The organism is Sphingomonas sp. BK345, assembly GCF_014193845.1.
Classification (GTDB): Bacteria; Pseudomonadota; Alphaproteobacteria; order Sphingomonadales; family Sphingomonadaceae; genus Sphingomonas.
In genome coordinates this window covers 325,572-343,974 of sequence record NZ_JACHZX010000001.1, presented here as the reverse complement: position 1 = coordinate 343,974, position 18,403 = coordinate 325,572, and the positions used below count along the sequence as shown (strand labels likewise).

Here is an 18,403-nt window from a genome sequence, read left to right as displayed (position 1 = left end):
CCATCATGGCGAAGACCCAGACCAAGAGCCTGTTCACGGCCGACCTCGTCGTGCCCGCGATCAAGGCAAGCTTCCTCAAGCTCAATCCCAGGGAGCTGGTCCGCAACCCGGTCATGTTCGTGACCGCGTGCGTGGCGACGCTGCTGACGATCACGATCAACATGGGTGGGGACGGGCTGACGCTCGCCTTCAAGGCGCAGCTGGTGGTGTGGCTGTGGCTGACGGTGCTGTTCGGCACCTTCGCCGAGGCGCTGGCGGAGGGGCGCGGCAAGGCGCAAGCGGCGAGCCTGCGCGCCACCAAGGCCGAGCTCACCGCCAAGCGGCTCAAGGGTGACGGCCGCCAGTATGAGAGCGTCGCTGCCAGCCAGCTCAAGGTCGGCGACGTGGTGCTGGTCGAGACGGGCGACCTGATCCCCTCGGACGGTGACGTCGTCTCCGGCGTCGCCTCGGTCAACGAGGCCGCGATCACGGGCGAGAGCGCGCCGGTGATCCGCGAGGCCGGCGGCGACCGCTCGGCGGTGACCGCGGGTACGCGCGTCATCTCCGACGAGATCCGCGTGAAGGTCACGGTGGAGCCAGGCAAGGGCTTCCTCGACCGCATGATCGCGCTGGTCGAGGGTGCCGAGCGGCAGAAGACGCCGAACGAGGTGGCGCTGACCGTGCTGCTCGTCGGGCTGACGATCATCTTCCTGATCGCGGTCGCGACCATCCCGGGCTTCGCCGCCTACACCGGCGGCAGCATCCCGGTGGCGATCCTCGCCGCGCTGCTGATCACGCTGATCCCGACGACGATCGCGGCGCTGCTCTCGGCGATCGGCATCGCGGGCATGGACCGGCTGGTGCGCTTCAACGTGCTCGCCAAGTCGGGTCGCGCGGTCGAGGCGGCGGGCGACGTCGACGTGCTGCTGCTCGACAAGACCGGCACGATCACGATCGGCGACCGCCAGGCGAGCGAGTTCCGCTCGGTCGGCGGCGTGAGTGATGCCGAGCTCGCCGAGGCGGCGCTGCTCGCCAGCCTCGCCGACGAGACCCCGGAGGGCCGCTCGATCGTGGTGCTCGCGCGCGACAAGTTCGACTTGCAGCGGCCGATGCCGCAGGGCGCCGAGATCATCCCCTTCACCGCCCAGACGCGCGTCTCTGGCATCAAGACCGGCGACACGCTGATCCAGAAGGGCGCGGTCGACTCGATCCTCAAGGCGAATGCCGGAGCAGGCGAGACCGCCGCCGCGACCGAGCTGCGCCGCATCACCGACGAGATCGCGCGTGCGGGTGGTACACCGCTCGCGGTCGCCAAGAACGGGCGCCTGCTCGGCGCGATCTTTCTCAAGGACGTGGTCAAGGCCGGGATCCGCGAGCGCTTCGGCGAGCTGCGCACCATGGGCATCCGCACCGTGATGATCACCGGCGACAACCCGCTCACCGCCGCGGCGATCGCGGCCGAGGCCGGCGTCGACGACTTCCTCGCGCAGGCGACGCCCGAGGACAAATTGGCGCTGATCCGCCAGGAGCAGACCGGCGGCAAGCTCGTGGCGATGTGCGGTGACGGCACCAACGACGCGCCCGCGCTGGCGCAGGCCGACGTCGGCGTGGCGATGAACACCGGCACGCAGGCGGCGCGCGAGGCGGGCAACATGGTCGATCTCGACAGCGACCCGACCAAGCTGATCGAGGTGGTCGGGCTCGGCAAGCAGCTGCTGATGACGCGCGGCGCGCTCACCACCTTCTCGGTGGCGAATGACGTGGCGAAATATTTCGCGATCATCCCGGCGATGTTCGTCGCGCTCTATCCCGGCCTCGGCGTGCTCAACGTGATGGGGCTGGCGACGCCGCAATCGGCGATCCTCAGCGCGATCATCTTCAACGCGCTCATCATCCCGCTGCTGGTGCCGCTGGCACTCAAGGGCGTGGCCTATCGGCCAATGGCGGCGGGGCCGCTGCTGGCGCGCAACCTGGCGGTCTACGGCCTCGGCGGCCTGCTCGCCCCGTTCGTCGGCATCAAGCTGATCGACCTCGTCGTCGGTGGCCTCGGCCTCGCCTAAGGAGATAGAAGATGGGCAAGGATTTCTCTTCCGCACTGCGTCCGGCGATCGTCATGACCGTCCTGTTCGCAGCCCTCCTTGGTATCGCTTACCCGCTCGCCATGACGGGCTTGGGACAAGCGATCTTCCCGAGCCAGGCTAACGGCAGCCTGGTGCGCGACGCGCAAGGGAAGGTGGTCGGCTCGACCGTCGTGGGCCAGGCGTTCACGGGCGACCGCTATTTCCAGACCCGTCCCTCGGCCGCCGGCAAGGGCTATGACGGCCTGTCCTCCTCGGGCTCCAACCTCGGCCCCGCGAGCCAGGCGCTCGTCGACCGGGTAAAGGCTGATGTCGCAAAGCGGCGCGGCGAGGGCGTCGCGGGCCCGCTCCCGGCCGATCTGGTCACCGCGAGCGGCTCCGGCCTCGACCCCGATCTGTCACCCGCGAGCGCGCTGGCGCAGGCGCCGCGGATCGCGCGGGTGCGCGGCGTCGCGGTCGAGCAGGTGCGCAATCTCGTCGCCAAGCTGTCCGAGGGCTCCGTTCTCGGTGAGGAGCATGTCAACGTGCTCGCGCTCAATCAGGCACTCGGCGCGCTGCCGCGCACCGCGGCAGCGGACACGCCGACGCGCTGATTCCGGCCGGGGCTGGCGAGTGACCGCATCCCGACACCCTTCTGCGCCAGGTAGCGCAGGAGGGCAGGGGACGGCTCACGACAATCCGCGGCGCCGCGCACCGCGTCACCGGCCCGGGAGCAAGAAAAGCACGGATTGCTGCTGCCCTGAGCAGGCCAGCGCGCCTTCCGGTCGGAAGGTGCTGCTGAAGCGAGCGACGCGTATGATGCCGTTTGCGGCTTCGTCGAAGATGAAGGGCGGGTAGGCGATCACGGCCCGCGGCGCGATCGTCCGTCCGTCCGGAGTGATGTCGAACGAGGTGCGTACCCAGCCCTCGAAGCCAAGCCGCTGTGCCTCCTGGGGAAAGTCACTGGCGCTGCCACCCATGCGCTGTACCGCAGGCTGAAGGCCAACGGTCGCACATTGCTCGGCAGTGAGCCCGGTACGATCGAATACGGCACGGGCGCCAGCGACATCGCCCTTCGCGGCAAGGACATTAGCCTCCTCGAGCAGTGCCGCGATCTTCAATGGATGGCGTGGTGGCAACGCCGGGTCGCCGCTCACCGCTGCCACGAGAACGGCCGCGTCTGCAGGCGGCCCTTTGCGGTACGCGGGTTGGGCGATCAGCAATCGCAGCGTTGCCGCCGACAGCGGATCGCCAGATACGTCAGGCCGCGCCAGAATGGTCCGCATCCGCGTCCGCCACGACTCGCTATCTTCGTCGACCTTCTCGGGCGCCACCATCTCGACATAGGTGCGCACCGCGACCGGTGGCGAGAGCGATGCCACAGCCGTTCGCACGATGGCGTGGAGGGCGGGTCGCTCTTGTCCGTCCAGCACCGGATTGTCGCTCAGGGCCAGCGCGGCCTGCGCCTGGGCTACGGTATCGTTCCTGGTGTTAGCCGCGGCGAGCGCCGCGCGTTGCGTGGCGAGCGCCAACGCGGCGGGCTGCTCGGCCCATGGTGGGGTCGGCGCACCTTTCTCGATCAGCCATGCCTCGAACGCATCCTTGAGGGGGCGTGTCACGCCAGGCGCACCATCCGCCTTGACGCAGCGCAACTCGACCCGCGTGGTGTAGCGGAACAGCGCGGGGATCTTCGCCACGTCCTCCGCACGCCACGACCAGTCCGTTACCGCGCGAGCGAATGCCAGGGCCTTTGCGCGATTACCGTTGGTGTAGACTGGGGCGACGCCGGCGACGTGCCCGTCGCGCTCCAGCGAGAATTCGACGATCGCTTCGTCCTCCGGGACCAGCCCACCTTCGCCGCACGCCGGCGGATCCATCGAGGCGGCTCTGGTGAACGGTGTGTCCCGCATCCGCCCAGCGCCAGTATAGGCGAGGTATAGTCGCGCATTGTCACGGTCGTTGTTCTTCAGCGCCGCGATCGCCAGGTCCGAGCGTGTCGCAATATCGTCGGCGCTGACACGGCCGGTCAGCCCGCCCTGCTTGCTCAGGCTGTTCTTGAGCTCGGTATAAGCCTCCTTCGCGCGTCCCTCGTTCAACAGGACGCGTGCGTGCACGGTCTGCACCGCCGCCAGATCCTTCTTGCTGAGAGCCGGCTCAGCGAGCACCAGTGTGCGCGCCTCTTCGGCCGCGGCCAGCGCGCGGCCGTCGTGATCGAACATCGTCACCAATGCCAGGCGCAACAGTGCCGGGACTCGCGCTCCCCCCTTCAGCGGATCGGCCGCGGCGCGGTATTCCTTCGCTGCCTCATCATAGTCGAAGGTGCGCTCGGCCAAGCGTGCGAGCGTCATGTGCGCCTCATAGACGTCACCGGAAAACTCGATGCCCTTCTCAGCAAGCACAGGCAGCCCCCGCGCGATCGCTGCCTTGCCTTCCTCCACCTGCCCGAGATCAACCAGGCAGCGCCCGTTGCGCACGTCGATCGTGGCAGCGAGTAGAGGGTTGCGGCTTCTCGCCATCGTAGCGAACATCTTGGCGGCCTCTGCGCAGCGGCCCTCCGCCACAGCCTGGCTCGCTGCATCGAAGCGCGCCTGTGCGCTCTGGGGAGCAGGTGCGGGCGCTTGCGCGGCTGCTGCCGCTTGACCCGCCAACACCAGCGCGAGCAATGATACGGGCATGACCCCTCCCTTAGTTGCGGCAGAGACATCACGGCGCGACGGCGCTGTCGAGGGAAGAAGCGCATGTTGGCGTGCGATGAGGCGCGGAGTCATCACCGTTCTGACATGCTTTGGCGTGCCGGCAGTCGCCGCCGAACAGCCCGTCCGCTACCCGGCGGGCAGCGTGCTCTTGCTCGTCGCTCCCTGGTGCGCCCCTTGTCACGCTGAGATCTCGCGGCTCGATGCGATCGCGCAGGCGGCCAAACCTCGGGCGGTGCGTGTGTTCATGGTAGAGGACGGACCACGTGCCCGGGCGATGTGGCGCGATGTTCCGGCGGTCTACCGCTGGACGCCGCCAGCCGGTGAAGAACGTCGCTACCGTAGCGATGCGATGTCACGCGCGGCGGGCCTGCCGTTCGGGTTTGTGACTGATGCAAGTGGCCGGGTGTGTGCTGCGAGAGGCGGCGGCATGGATGCTGAGCGGGTCGCCCTTCTCATCGCCGATTGTGGGAAGTCCTAGCCTCGCTTGACCGGGCGGAGCTGCGCTTCGGGTGTATCTCCCGTTCTAATAGGGAAGGCGCCCTAAGCACCTGGGCTTGCGGTCGCGCGTGCTCTCACACGACACGGGCGGTGGAAGCTGAAATGGATGTCCCGCTTCCCGATTGGCGGGTGCTCGCCGACCTTCTTCCTGTGCACCGTTCAAGATCGGGCTGCATCTAACCCGCTCGTTATTTCAATTCGTCGCCCCCGGTGATTTCGGCGGTAGAGCCACCGTCTGCCCGGTCGCGGCGGAGCGGCGCGCGGCATCCAGGATCCGCGCCACGACCAGCGCGTTGTCGAGCGAGGACGGGTCCGTCTCGGTCACGTCGGTGCGCCCGCGGACGACCGCGGCCAGGAAGGCGAACGGGTCGGCGAACGCGGGCGCGGGCGTCGCGAGCGTCCGATCGGCCGACTCGCCGCGGCGCCGCAGCAACAGCGTCTTTCCGTCGGGCGTCGACAGCACGCCCGTCTCGCCGAACAGCTCGATGTCCTTGCGGTGGTCTGGCCAGTTCCACGACGCCTGCAGGACGGCGGTGGCGTTCGGATAGGTCAGCACGATCGTCGCCTCGTCGTCGACCCGCGCGTAGACCGGGTCGCGCTTGAGCCGCTGGGTCACCGCGGTGACGCGGGTCGGCGCCTTGCCCTGCATCAGCCAGGTCATCAGGTTGGCGCCATAGCAGCCGAAATCAACGATGGCGCCGCCGCCGTTGGCGTTCGGATCGACCAACCAGGAGAGGAACTCGGGCTGTACGCCGATCTCCTTCGGGCCGAAATGACCGTCGCGGAACACCACCTTGCGGATCGCTCCGACGTTGCCTGCCACGAGCGCGCGACCCAGCGCTGTTCGGCTCGGATACCAACTGGTCTCGTAATTGGTGAGCAGCTGGATATGGTGTCGCCGCGCCAGGGCCGCCATGGCGGCGGCTTCCGCCGCGTCGAAGCTCAGCGGCTTCTCGACCATGACGTGGATCCGCCGCGGCGCCGCCGCCTCGACCACGGCGCGGTGCTCCGCGACCGCCCCGAAGGCCAGCACCGCCTCGGGTCGTACCTGGTCCAGCATCGGCGCGAGCCGGTCGTGCACGAGCGCGGGGTCAAGGTGATAATCGCGGACGGTGCGCGCGGCGACGGCGCGATCGGGCTCGTAGATGCCGACGATCTCGACGTCGCCGATCGCGCGCCGACCGAGAAGTCCGCCGACATGGCCGTGGGTCAGGCGCGCGATCGCGACGCGGACCGGTCGATCCGTCCGCTGCGGCGCGGTCGCGGCCGTCGCGGCGAACATGATCATCAGAAGAGCGAACAGCCGGTACATCTCACCTCCAGCGGACCGTGCGGGGTCCAGCCCTTCCACCTCTGGTCCGACGTGCGACCGGGGCGAGGCGCAGGGTCAGACCACCACCTTGCCGCATCCGAGCCGCTGCCGCGCCCCTCTTATCGCGCCGCGCCAACGAGCGCGACGCGGGATCGACGCCATCAAGGATCGAGCGATGCCAGATAGGCCGCGAGGTTCACGATGTCCGCGTCGGAGAGCCGCGCGACCACCGGCTTCATCGCCACCGCGTTCTTGCCGTCGCGCGTGCCGCTTTTAAAATCATACAGCTGGCGGGCCATAGCGGTCGGCGATCGGCCGGCGATGCCGGGGAATTCGGCGCCCGAACCCCTCATGCCGTCACCATGGCACGAGGCGCAGGGCAAGGTCCTGCCCCCTCCGCCGCTCGTCGCGAGTGCCTTGCCTTTCTTGATGCTGCCCGCTGGTACATAGGCGATGAAGCCGGACGACGGATCGCGCAACGAGGTGCGCTCAAAATCCTGCGGCACCTCGATGATCCGGGTTCCGATCGGCTCGGTGGCGCCGCTCGGGTCAACCTTCTGTATCGCGTGCGCCGCCGGGCGGGTGACGGGCACGACGTCGCCCTCGATCAGGCGGAGCCTCTTCACAGGCTTGATCGAGTGGAAATATTCGGAGGCTTGTCGCGCATCGTCGAGCGGCAGTGCCTTCGCGATCTCGATCATCTTGGCGAGCGGCGCACCGTTGATCGACGCGTGCCGATGGTCGTCCCTCATGTCGGCGAGCTGTTGCAGCATGTAGTCGACGGGCAGACCGCGCAGATCGCTCGTGTCCGGCTTACCGCCGCCATCGATGAGATGACATTGTCCGCAGGCGTTGTAGGCACCCGCTCTCCCGCTGATCACGGGCGGTGGCGGGGTCGGATGACGCTCCGGAAACCAGTCGATCGTGGCGCGCTGCCCGTTGATCTGAGTGAAGGTGAAGGCCTGCTTGCTCCCGGGGACGTGGAACAACTTGCCCTCTTCCTTCTCGTCGTCCGGGATGCCGCGCGGATACGGCCATGCGGGGAAGTCCGTTCGTGCCAGCGCCGGCGGGGGATCGAACGTCGCTTTCTCGGCCGCGAACGCCTGGTAAGCGCGGCACGCGACGAAGCCGGAGGCGAGAACCGCCACGACCGCACCGTTCAGCAGAGCGGATCTGAACGAGAACATGGTGTTTCGCCTTCGCTGTGTGAGCGCCCGTCGAGCGCTGGAGCCGTGGGATCGCGACCCGATGCCGCAGACTAGCGCCCTCGTCCGAGCGCGCCTAGCCGCCGCGTCCGCGTCCTCATCTACGCTGCGTTTCTCAGTCGGCGATTAACGATCGCGACTGTTCAGCGGGGTTCAATCGTCGATCCTGGTGTCAGAGGGCCGTGAGAGCGTCCGCTCACCGCGGGGCTGGACGATACGCCGCGGATCATGGGCGGCACCCGGCGCGTCCATGTCCGCGCGCGCGCCGGCGCCGCGTCCGCGCCGTTCACGCTAGTGCCGAGCTACCCCGACCTGCCGATGGGAAAGGTCTATACCGCGACGCGCCAGACCGACACGCCGATGGTCTTCGCCCGCCGCATCGGCAGAGGGCGGGTGATCCATTTCCCTCTGTTGTTCGACGTCTATCACCTGCAGATCTCGGAGGTAGACGTGACGCGCTCGATCGAGCGGTTGCTGCGGCGGATCGGCCGCATCCAGATCGCCGGCAACCCGGGCCGACACGAGCCCGGCACGGGCGAGACCGACTATGCCGGGCTGCTGCCGCCCATCGGCTCGCTCGGTTACGCCGGCTGGATTGGCTGCGAATATGTTCCCGCGGCGGGCACGCTCGCCGGTCTGGGCTGGGCGCAGCCCTATCTCGACTCGGCGGCGGCGCAGGGGGGATGACGCGGGGCTGCTGCTGGTCGAGGCTGCGCACGGGTTGATGGCATAGCGTCGCGGATCCGCCTACGCTGAGTGCACGGTGACGCGTCGCCGAGAAGGGCCGACTAGGGGAGCGACGATGCGGGCGGGCAGGCGAGGGAAAGCGGCAGTCGTGCTCGCGGGCGCGCTGTTTCTGGGAAGCGCGGCGACGCCGCGGCGCGACGATGCACGGCCGCCGGCCGCGGCGGACTGGCCCTATTACCACGGCGATCCCGCCGCGACGCATTATTCCGCGCTGGACCAGATCACCGTGCGCAACGTCGCTCGCCTGACGAAGGCGTGGGAATATGACAGCGGCGACGCGTTCGGCGAGGGCGGGTCGCAATCCGACATGCAGGCCAACCCGCTCGTCGTCGACGGCCGCATGTACATCGTCACGCCCAAGGGGCGGCTGGTGGCGCTGAATGCCGCGACCGGGCGCGAGCTCTGGGCCTATGACCCGGCGCCCGCGCCGGTCGCGACACGCCAGCGCCTGCGCGGCGTCTCGTTCTGGCGGGACCGAGACCAGCGCCGCATCCTGTTCACCTTCGGGCACGCGTTGATCTCGGTCGACGCACGGACCGGCCGCCCCGACGCGCGCTTCGGCCACGGCGGTCGCGTTGATCTCCGCGAGGGGTTCGGCCGGCCGCTCGCGCAACTGACCGTCAACAACGTCACGCCCGGGGCGGTGTTCGAGGACCTGATCATCATGGGCTCGACCGGCCATACGCCGGGTGACGTCCGCGCCTTCGACGTGCGCACCGGCGCGATCCGCTGGACCTTCCACACCATCCCGCACAGCGGCGAGCCCGGCGCCGAGACCTGGCCGCATGACGCCTGGAAGACCGAGATCGGCGCCAACGTCTGGGCCGGGCTAACCGTCGACGTCGCGCGCGGCCTGGTGTTCCTGCCCGTCGCCTCAAGCGGGATGGGCGACCGCGACTTCTACGGGCCGACGCGCGCGGGCGCCAATCTCTACGCCAACAGCCTGGTCGCCCTGGACGCGCGCACGGGTCGACGGCGCTGGCACTTCCAGAGCGTCCACCACGACCTGTGGGATCGCGACTTTCCGGCGCAGCCAACGCTGGTGACGGTGCACGGCGTGCCCGCGATCGCGCAGACCACCAAGTCCGGGCTGGTCTATGTCTTCGACCGACGCGACGGCCGCCCGCTCTATCCGATCGAGGAGCGACCGGTGCCCGCCAGCGACATGCCCGGCGAGCAGGCGTGGCCGACCCAGCCGATGCCGACCGGGATCGCGCCGTTCGCGCGTCAGCGGCTCACACCCGACATCGTGACGCGGCGGACGCCGGCCGCGCATGCCGCGGTGACGGCCCAACTCGCCAGGTTGCGCAACCGTGGCCCGTTCGATCCGCCCAGCCTTCAGGGCACGGTGCTGCTGCCCGGCATGGACGGCGGCGCCGAGTGGGGCGGGGCGGCCTATGATCCCGACAGCGGCCTGCTCTACGTCAACGCCAACGAGATGGCCTGGACGCTGCGGCTGAAGCCGCGTCCGGTACGCACGGCGGGCAGCTCGGGCGCGGCACTGTACGCCAACCATTGCGCGGCCTGTCACGGCGCCGACCGCGCGGGCGATCCGCCGCAGGTGCCCGGCTTGCGCGACGTCGGCGCACGGCTGAGCGCGGCGCAGCTCGGGCGCCAGATCACGCAGGGCGGGGGGCGCATGCCCGGCTTCGCGGGCACGCTGTCGCCGGCGCAGGTGGCGACGCTGGTGCGCGACCTGCGCGGTGACCGGGAGAGTGCCGCGCCGCGCGGCAACGAGAGCGACGCCACGCCCGCGGCGGCGCCGGTCTTCGACGAGCCCTATGTGTTCGACGGCTATCATCGCCTGCTCGACCCCGACGGTTATCCCGCGCTGACGCCGCCCTGGGGCACCTTGTCCGCCCTCGACGTCAACACCGGCCGATGGGTGTGGCGCGTGCCTCTCGGCCGCTATCCCGAGCTCGGCCCGGCAGAGACGGGGAGCGAGAACTATGGAGGCGCAGTCGTCACCCGCGGCGGGGTGCTGTTCATCGCCGCTACCGTCTACGATCGTCGCTTCCGCGCCTATGACAAGCGCAGCGGCCGGTTGTTGTGGTCGACCGAGCTTCCCGCCGCAGGGCTCGCGACGCCCGCCACCTATGCGGTCGACGGCCGGCAATATGTCGCGATCGCGGCGGGCGGCGGCAAGGATCGCGGTCGGCGCCCGGGCGGCTCGGTGATCGCCTTCGCGCTGCCGCGGTAACAGTGACGCGAGCCTCGCCGCGGATTCACGGGAGCGGGCCGACCGCCGTCACGCCAGAGACTCCCATGTCAGTGCCGCGCCGACCACGATCATCAGCACGTAGATGGCCGTGAAGAAGCGCTCCGGTGCGATGCGGCGAACCAATGCCACGCCGGCGACCGTGGCAGCGAGCGCCACGGGAAGGAGCAGGAAGGACGTCAAGAGGTTTGCCCGCGTGAACTGGCCAAGCGCGAGGTACGCCGGCACCTTGATCCAGTTGACTGCGGCGAAGAAGATCGCGGTCGTGCCCACCAGGCGCTCGCGCGGCAGATCACGGGGAAGCACCCAGAGTTGGAAGGGCGGCTGGCCCGCGTGCGCGATCTGGCTGGTGAAGCCCGCGGCCACGCCGAAGAGCGTGCCGAGCCACTCGGGCCAACGCGCGATCTGGCGGGGACGCGGGCGCCGCGCCATCCAGAGCCGGTAGAGGCCGAAGAGGATCGAGATCACGCCGACCGCGGCCATCACCGCCTTCGGCGACACGCTCGCGGCGAAGCCATATCCCAGCGCGATGCCGACCATCGCGCCGGGCAGCATCCAGCCGATGAGGCGCCAATCGACGCTGCGCCGAAACGCCCACACGCCGACGACGTCCTGCGCGATAAGAAGCGGCAGCGTGATCGCCGCGGCCCGAACCGGATCGATCACCAGCGCGAGCAGCGGGAGCGATAGAGCCCCCATGCCCGCGAAACCGCCCTTGGCGAGTCCGAGCAGGATGATGGCGGGTATGGCCAGGGCATAGAAGTGCCAGTCGGTGATCATGCCGTGCCGTTATCCGGTTCGGCTGGTCTCGCCCACAGGCAAGCTCGATGAGGTGAGCGCTGCCGAGCCGCTTGCTCGGTGAACCGCCGCGCCCGATGCTCGCTTTCGATGCAGCCGCGCGCCCGGCCCGCCTCATCCTCCTGTCGCGCCATCGGGTTGTCCGCGCTGTCCCGCTCTGTTGCGAGAACCCTGGGTGGCATCTTCCTTGATGCGCGAGAGCTTCATCGGCGGCGCACCCTCGATCATGGTGCAGCTCTGGAAATCACGGTCGAACTCGACCGTGACACCGAGTGACTCCGAGCGGAAGCGTGACGGCGAGACGGCGATCAGCCGCTCCGCCCGCGCGCCGCCGACGAGGCGCGCGAACAAGCCTTCCGGTCGAGCCTCCAGAACGACCTTCAGGTCGCCGCCTTCGAAACGACTGGCGACCCGGGAGAGCTCGGCCGGCGACAACGTCTTCTCCTCGGCCTCGGGGGCGGTGATCTCCGGCCAGCCATAGTCGGTGGCGACCGCGCGGACGATCTCGCCGATCAAGCAACGCCCGTCACCACCGTTGGTCAGAACGACGATGTCGTCGCCGCTTTCCCGATAGGCGAAGGTTGGGTCACATAGGTGGAGCGGCCTCGGCCCTCTCAGACAAACTTTGTCACTCCTGAGCTAATCGTGAGCCGTACGCCGAATGTAGATGTTCGATCGCGTCATAATCGGGTGCGCGCTGAGGAAGGCAAGCTGATGACGGTACGAGGACTCTCTGTGTGGGTCGCGGTGGCGGGCGGTCTCCTGGCTACCCTCGTCGCGGTCGAACGACCGCATTGGTTCGGGCTTGAGGCGGCGGCGTCGGGCATCGACGGTCGCGCACCGCGGGTAGCGACCGAAGAGACCGGCAGGACGGCGCCGTGGAAAATTGACCGGCAGCGTTCGCTCACGCATTGAAGCGCGCATCGTGCGCAAGGTGTGAGCGACGCATGTCGACGCCGTCGTGTGGCGCCTGTGCTCGGGCCGCTCGTCCTGTCTCAGCAGCCAGCCTGATCCGCTTCCGTCGATCTCTGTCAGTAAGGTTCGTGTAAGCGCGCCGCGTCAGGAGGGTCCTGACCACCGCGCCGGCCCCGCCGAGCCCCGGACCCGACCGCCGAGAGCGGCACGTCGGCACGCGGCGTGAGACGCCGAGACAGAGTTCACGTGATTCGTCCCCTTATCGTGGCGGCCCTGACGGTCGCGGTGCTGGCCGTCGCCGGCCTGGCACTGCGCGAGATCCTCGCGGGCATCGACTGGGACGAGGTACGGGCGGTGCTGCACGCGATGCCCGCGCCGGCGCTCGCCGCGGCACTGGCGTTGAGCGCGGCCAGCTATATCGTGCTGACCGGCTATGACGTGCTGTCGCTGCGCCTGCTCGGCCGACGCGTCCCCTATCCGATCGCCGCCATCGCTTCGTTCACCAGCTACATTTTTAGCCACAATCTCGGCTTCGCAGTGCTGACCGGCGGGAGTGCGCGGTACCGCATCTATCGACGGCACGGGCTGTCCGCCGCCGAGGTCGGGCAGATTATGGTCACCGCGGGCGTCACCTTCTGGCTCGGCGCGCTCCTGCTGCTCGGTGTCATGCTGCTGATCGTGCCGACGGTCCCGGCGGTCGCCGGCTGGGTTCCGTCTTCCGCGGTACAGCGCCTGGCGGCGGTGCTGATCCTCGCGCTGCTCGGCGGCTATGTCCTGCTGCTCGCGCGGCGCGGCGCCCCGCTGCGGGTGTTCGGCTGGCAGCTCCCGCTACCGGGCTGGCGCGTGGCGCTGCTCCAGCTCGCGCTCGGCGTGACGGACCTGCTGATCGCGTCGGGCGCGCTGTTCGTGCTGCTGCCCACCTCGGGCATGGAGCTCTATCCGTCGGTACTGGTGAGTTATCTGATCGCGATCATCGCGAGCCTGGTCGTCCACGCTCCCGGCGGGCTCGGCGTGTTCGAGGCGATCATGTTGGTGGCGCTGCCGCAGGTCGATCGCGCCGCGCTGCTCGCCGCGCTGCTGATCTTCCGCCTCGTCTATTATCTCATCCCGCTCGCGATCGGCCTGCTGCTGTTCCTCAGCCTGGAGGCCGCGGCGCTGCGCCGCCCGCGCGCGCGTCGGCCCGAGAGTCCGGAAAGGACAGATTTCACATGATCACCGCCGACGGCGCGCGTTGGTTGGAGGCCGCCTTTCTCGGCCTGGTGCAAGGACTGAACGAGTTCCTGCCGGTCTCGTCCAGCGCGCACGTGCGCATCGCCGGCGCGCTGCTACCTTCGGGCAATGACCCCGGCGCGGCTTTCACCGCGATCACGCAGATCGGTACCGAAGCCGCCGTGCTGCTCTATTTTCGCCGGGACATCGGGCGGATCGCGGCGGCGTGGTGCGGCGCGCTGGCACGACCGCGTACGTCCTTGTCGCCCGACACGCGGCTCGGCTGGCTGATCCTGCTCGGCACGCTGCCGATCGCGCTGCTCGGGCTCGCGCTCAAGCATCAGATCGAGTGCAACCTGCGCGACCTGTACGTGACCGCGACCATGCTCATCGGCTTCGGGCTGGTGCTCGGACTGGCCGACCGCCTGGGCGCGCGCCGCCGGTCGCTCAAGCGGCTCGGCTGGCGCCACGGCCTGTTGCTCGGGCTCGCCCAGGCGCTCGCCCTGGTGCCCGGGGTGTCGCGCTCGGGCGGCACCATCAGCGCGGCGCTGCTGCTGGGCTACACGCGCGAAGCGGCGGCGCGCTATTCGTTCCTGCTCGCGATCCCGGCGGTGCTCGCCTCGGGCGTGTTCGAGCTGGCCGATAGCTGGGGTAAGGCGAACCCGATCGGCGCCGGGCCGACGCTGCTCGCCACCGTCATCGCGTTCATCGTCGGCTATGGCGTGATCGTCGCGTTCCTCCGCCTGATCCGTACCCGCAGCTTCCTGCCCTTCGTCATGTACCGGCTCGCCGCTGGGGCGACCGTGCTGGCGCTGCTGACGAGCGGCATCATCGCGGCGCGCTGAGGCGGCAGGGCGCCCCGGTCGTCAGCGAGCGCGATCTAGGTTAAAGCGCGGGGATGACAGCCCGCCACATCAATCCCCGCGTCTTCTGGGGCGCGTCCGCGATCATCGTCGCGCTGCTCCTCACCACCATCGCGGTGCCGGGCAGTGCCGATCACGCCTTCAAGGCCGCGCAGGCCTGGGCGATCGACACGTTCGGCTGGTTTTACATCGCCGCGGTGGCGTTCTTCCTCGTCGTCGTCCTCCTGCTCGGTTTCGGTCCCGCGGGCAGGCTGAAGCTCGGCCCCGACGACGCCGAGCCCGACTTCCCCTATGTGTCCTGGCTGGCGATGCTGTTTGCCGCGGGCATGGGGATCGGCCTGATGTATTTCGCGGTCGCCGAGCCGATCCAGCATTACATCTCGCCGCCCGAGGCCGAGAGCGGGACGATCGGCGCCGCGCGCGAGGCGATGGCGATCACCTTCCACCATTACGGCGTCCACGCCTGGGCGATCTACGCGCTGGTTGGTCTCAGCCTGGCCTATTTCTCCTATCGCAAGGACCTGCCGCTGACGCTCCGGTCAGGGCTGTCGCCGCTGCTGGGCAGGCGTATCGACGGGCCGCTCGGCGATGCGATCGACATCTTCGCGGTGTGCGGCACGGTGTTCGGCGTCGCTACCTCGCTCGGCTTCGGCGTCTCGCAGATGACCGCCGGGCTGGCCTACAATTACGGCGTGCCCGACGGGACGACCACCAAGCTCGCGGTGATCGTGCTGGTCATGGGCGCGGCGACGCTGTCGGTGCTGAGCGGTGCGGACCGCGGCATCCGCCGCTTGTCCGAGCTGAACCTCACCGTCGCCGTGCTGCTGATGCTGTTCGTGCTGGCGCTCGGGCCGACGCTGTTCCTGCTACGCGCGCTGGTGCAGAACTTCGGGCTCTACCTCGACCATCTCGTGATACGTACCTTCACGCTCTACGCCTATGAGCCGCGCGCGTGGATGGCTGACTGGACGCTGTTCTACTGGGCGTGGTGGATCGCCTGGTCTCCGTTCGTCGGCATGTTCATCGCGCGCATCTCGCGGGGGCGCACGATCCGCGAGTTCGTCATCGGCGTGCTGTTCGTGCCGACCGCCTTCACCTTCCTGTGGATGACGGTCTTCGGCAACACCGCGATCGCGCTCGACCTCGGCGTCGCGCGCGGCGGGATCGCGCAAGCGGTCCAGGCCGATCTCTCGACCGCGTTGTTCAAGTTCCTGGAGTATCTGCCCGCGGCGGGGGTCACCTCGACGCTGGCGATCGCGCTGGTGGCGGTCTGCTTCGTCACCTCGGCGGACTCGGGCGCGCTGGTGATCGACACGCTCGCCTCGGGCGGGGCGGAGGACACGCCGCGATGGCAGCGGATCTACTGGTGCGTGCTGCTGGGCGTGACCGCGGCGCTGCTGCTGCTCGCCGGCGGCCTCGGCGCGCTCCAGGCGGCGACGCTGCTCGCGGCGCTGCCGTTCTGCTTCATCATGCTGATGCTGGCGGTCGGGCTGATCCGGCAGACCAACGCCGATCTCGCCGGCATCACGCTCTCCGACGAGGCGCCGGCGGTCGGCGAGCGGCTCAAGCGGCTGCTGGTGCCGGCCCGCCGCGATGACATCCTGCGGCAGCTGCGCGACACCGGCGAACCCGCGCTCCGATCGGTGTACGAGGCGCTGCGGGAGGACGGCTGGAGCGACAGCGAGCTCGTGCTGACGGACGACGCGATCGCCTTGTCGGTCGGTGCCGACACCCAACGCGCCTTCAGCTATCGCCTGACACCCCGGTCACGGCCGCTCGCCGCCTAAACCGCGCTGGAGGCGTCGGAGGCGCGCCGCAGCGTGGCGTGGTTCCTCGCCGCGCAGAGCAGCGTGGGCACGCGTGCGCGCGACCTCACCGACCTCACCGTCGAGCAGGTCAAGGCGGACGTGGTCGCTCAGCTCGAGCGATGGCGGCTCGGCTAGCCGGCTCGTCGGCGCGTGCGCGGATCCCGCACGTCACAGCGAGCGGACGAGGCGGATGCCCGCGCGCGGGCGCCAGGTATCGCCCGTCTCGTGCCGCGCCCCCAGCCCGGCCTGCACCTCGAGCCGCGGCGATAGCGCCTGGTGCAGCTGCGGCATCACCAGCGTCGACCTCTCGCGACCCGCGCGCACGTTGACCTCGACCCCGATCGTGGTGTCGTCCCCCGCGGCATAGAAGCTGGTGTGGTTGACCAGCAATGCCCGCTCGGCCGCGCCCGCGGCGCTGACGTCGCCGATGCCGACCATGCTGAGCGTGCTCACGCGCGCGCCGAAGCGATAGCCGATGACGTAGAGCAGCGAGCTCTCCCAGCGGCGGTGCGCGCGGTTCCACAGGCCGAGATACTGGACGCCGTGGATGCCGCGGCCGCCGTCGAGCGGGCCGAAGGTGCCCTGCAGGCCCAGCTTCAGGTCGGTGAGGCGGCGGTTCTCGAACGGCAGCTCCAGTTCCACCGCGAACCCGTCGGCGACCGCTAGCTCCACCTCCGGCGCCCACTCCACGACCGGCGACAGACCGGACAGGTCGCGCTGCGCCAGCGTGTTGACCTCGAGCTCGCCGCGTTTGGCGCCGAGCGGACGGACGAGATCGAACACCATCGGCTCGGCGATATCGGGTGCCTCCTGCGCCGCCGCCGGAGCGCAGGCGAGCAGGGGCGCGGTGAGCGCGACGGCGCGCCTCATCGGCCAGACCCGTCGCCGGCGAGCAGCTCGCGATACGCGTCCCAGACCATCGCGCTGGCGCGCTCCCAACTCCAGCCGGCGCTCGCGGCGCGGGCGCGGCGGCCGAGCAGGCGCCGGCGATCGGGAAACATCGTCAGCCGCGCCAGCGCCTCGGTCGCGCCGGCGAGATCGCCGCGGCGATAGTAGAGACCGTCGTCGCCGAGCAGCGCGCGCGCGCTCGCCACGTCAACGCTGACGGTCGGCAGCCCCGCCGCCATCGCCTCCAGCGTGACGTTGCCGAACGCCTCGGTGACGCTGGGGTTGAAGAAGATGTCGGCGCTCGCCACCGCGCGGCCGAGTTCGGCGCCCGCGAGGTGACCGGTCATCACCGCCTGCGGCAGCCGGCGGCGCAGGGCAGCCAGCTCGGGTCCGTCGCCGACCACGAGCGGCTGCACCGCGACTCCGGCAGTCGCCAGCGCCTCGATCACGTCGGCGTAATCGGCCACGCCCTTCTCGCGCACCAGCCGCCCGAAGAAGAGGATCGCGCAGGCATCGTCGGCGATGCCGCGCGCGCGGCGCCAGCCGAGATCGCGCCGCGCCGGATCGAACTGCGCGCGATCGACGCCGCGGCTCCACAACCGCGCGCGCTCGCCCGCGCCCGCGGCGACGAACTCCGCCAGGATCGGCAGCGTGGGCACCAGCACCCGGTCGCAGCGCGCGTAGAAGCGCTCAAGATGACGCTCCAGCAGCGGCCGGATCAGACCGGCGCCGTAGAAAGCGGCATAGCTCTCGAAGCGCGTGTGCAGGCTGGCAACTAGCGGCAGGCGCTCGGCCCGCGCGAAGCGCTGCGCGGCGGCGCCGGTCCAGTCGGGGGCGGAGACGTGGATCAGGTCGGGCGCGAAGCGGCGCAGGTCGGCGCGGACGCCGCGCGGCAGGCCGAGCCCGAGCCGATACTCGCCGCGTCCCGGCAGGCTCACAGAAGGCACCGAGACGAGCGTCCCGGCGGGCGCAAAGGCGGGTTCGCGCGCGGTCGGGGAATAGACCCGCACGCGCGCGCCGCGGTGCTCCAGGTCACCGACCAGGCGGTTGAGCGCGCGGTTGGCACCGTCGCGAACATAATTGTAATTGCCCGAGAACAGCGCGATCCGTGGCGGACGCGTCGGAGCAGGCGCGGGGACAGGAGCGGGGGCGCGGTCGCGCACCCGGGTGACGATGGTGGCCATGATTGATCTCTTCGGTTGCGGCGCGG

Annotated in this window: 15 protein-coding genes; 8 read left to right on the top strand and 7 right to left on the bottom strand. The window is 69.7% G+C overall.

All coding sequences use genetic code 11. The features are described 5' to 3' along the window. The first annotated feature begins 5 nt into the window (after positions 1 to 5). Both kdpB and kdpC read left to right on the top strand, forming a co-directional pair. Complete coding sequence (gene kdpB, locus FHY03_RS01520; protein WP_183921298.1) at positions 6 to 2,039, top strand: potassium-transporting ATPase subunit KdpB; 2,034 nt, start codon at positions 6 to 8, stop codon at positions 2,037 to 2,039. A gap of 11 nt (positions 2,040 to 2,050) precedes the next feature. Further along, positions 2,051 to 2,650, top strand: coding sequence for a potassium-transporting ATPase subunit KdpC (gene kdpC, locus FHY03_RS01515; RefSeq protein WP_183928300.1), 600 nt, complete (start codon positions 2,051 to 2,053; stop codon positions 2,648 to 2,650). A 105-nt stretch (positions 2,651 to 2,755) separates the two neighbouring features. Here kdpC and FHY03_RS01510 read toward each other — a convergent pair whose 3' ends face one another. The 3 genes from FHY03_RS01510 to FHY03_RS21270 form a co-directional block, all read right to left on the bottom strand. Further along, positions 2,756 to 4,711 (bottom strand): energy transducer TonB, encoded by a 1,956-nt coding sequence (locus FHY03_RS01510; RefSeq protein ID WP_183928298.1) that lies wholly within the window; start codon positions 4,709 to 4,711, stop codon positions 2,756 to 2,758. A 712-nt stretch (positions 4,712 to 5,423) separates the two neighbouring features. Then, positions 5,424 to 6,542 carry a Gfo/Idh/MocA family protein gene (locus FHY03_RS01505; protein ID WP_183928296.1) on the bottom strand — a complete coding sequence of 373 codons (1,119 nt, stop codon included), beginning with the start codon at positions 6,540 to 6,542 and terminating at the stop codon, positions 5,424 to 5,426. A 161-nt stretch (positions 6,543 to 6,703) separates the two neighbouring features. Beyond that, a complete protein-coding gene (locus tag FHY03_RS21270; RefSeq protein WP_183928294.1) occupies positions 6,704 to 7,690 on the bottom strand; it encodes a c-type cytochrome in 987 nt (328 codons plus the stop codon). Positions 7,691 to 7,975: 285 nt separating this feature from the next. On the opposite strand from FHY03_RS21270, the gene FHY03_RS01495 reads away from it, so the two are divergent. Continuing rightward, on the top strand, positions 7,976 to 8,434 hold the full coding sequence (locus tag FHY03_RS01495) for a TIM barrel protein (RefSeq protein WP_183928292.1): 459 nt from the start codon (positions 7,976 to 7,978) through the stop codon (positions 8,432 to 8,434). Positions 8,435 to 8,549: 115 nt separating this feature from the next. Continuing rightward, positions 8,550 to 10,694 carry a PQQ-binding-like beta-propeller repeat protein gene (locus FHY03_RS01490; RefSeq protein WP_183928290.1) on the top strand — a complete coding sequence of 715 codons (2,145 nt, stop codon included), beginning with the start codon at positions 8,550 to 8,552 and terminating at the stop codon, positions 10,692 to 10,694. A gap of 48 nt (positions 10,695 to 10,742) precedes the next feature. Here FHY03_RS01490 and FHY03_RS01485 read toward each other — a convergent pair whose 3' ends face one another. Further along, positions 10,743 to 11,492 carry a sulfite exporter TauE/SafE family protein gene (locus FHY03_RS01485; RefSeq protein ID WP_183921291.1) on the bottom strand — a complete coding sequence of 250 codons (750 nt, stop codon included), beginning with the start codon at positions 11,490 to 11,492 and terminating at the stop codon, positions 10,743 to 10,745. A gap of 132 nt (positions 11,493 to 11,624) precedes the next feature. After that, complete coding sequence (locus tag FHY03_RS01480; protein ID WP_183928288.1) at positions 11,625 to 12,026, bottom strand: hypothetical protein; 402 nt, start codon at positions 12,024 to 12,026, stop codon at positions 11,625 to 11,627. A 645-nt stretch (positions 12,027 to 12,671) separates the two neighbouring features. Here FHY03_RS01480 and FHY03_RS01475 point away from each other — a divergent pair. The 4 genes from FHY03_RS01475 to FHY03_RS20855 are packed head-to-tail and all read left to right on the top strand — an operon-like array spanning position 12,672 to position 16,440. Beyond that, complete coding sequence (locus FHY03_RS01475) at positions 12,672 to 13,637, top strand: lysylphosphatidylglycerol synthase domain-containing protein (protein WP_183928286.1); 966 nt, start codon at positions 12,672 to 12,674, stop codon at positions 13,635 to 13,637. Beyond that, entirely contained in the window at positions 13,634 to 14,479 is an 846-nt protein-coding gene (locus tag FHY03_RS01470; RefSeq protein ID WP_183928284.1) for an undecaprenyl-diphosphate phosphatase, read from the top strand. Before FHY03_RS01475 ends, FHY03_RS01470 begins: the two co-directional genes overlap by 4 nt. Positions 14,480 to 14,532: 53 nt before the next feature. Further along, positions 14,533 to 16,284, top strand: a complete 1,752-nt coding sequence (locus tag FHY03_RS01465; protein WP_260158605.1) for a BCCT family transporter — start codon at positions 14,533 to 14,535, stop codon at positions 16,282 to 16,284. A 33-nt stretch (positions 16,285 to 16,317) separates the two neighbouring features. Next, positions 16,318 to 16,440 (top strand): hypothetical protein, encoded by a 123-nt coding sequence (locus FHY03_RS20855; RefSeq protein WP_260158604.1) that lies wholly within the window; start codon positions 16,318 to 16,320, stop codon positions 16,438 to 16,440. A gap of 33 nt (positions 16,441 to 16,473) precedes the next feature. On the opposite strand, the gene FHY03_RS01460 is transcribed toward FHY03_RS20855, so the two are convergent. Together FHY03_RS01460 and FHY03_RS01455 are read right to left on the bottom strand one after the other, a co-directional pair. Further along, on the bottom strand, positions 16,474 to 17,175 hold the full coding sequence (locus tag FHY03_RS01460; protein ID WP_260158603.1) for a hypothetical protein: 702 nt from the start codon (positions 17,173 to 17,175) through the stop codon (positions 16,474 to 16,476). Then, positions 17,172 to 18,377, bottom strand: a complete 1,206-nt coding sequence (locus FHY03_RS01455) for a glycosyltransferase family 1 protein (RefSeq protein ID WP_183928282.1) — start codon at positions 18,375 to 18,377, stop codon at positions 17,172 to 17,174. Before FHY03_RS01455 ends, FHY03_RS01460 begins: the two co-directional genes overlap by 4 nt. Between the last annotated feature and the right edge of the window lie 26 nt (positions 18,378 to 18,403).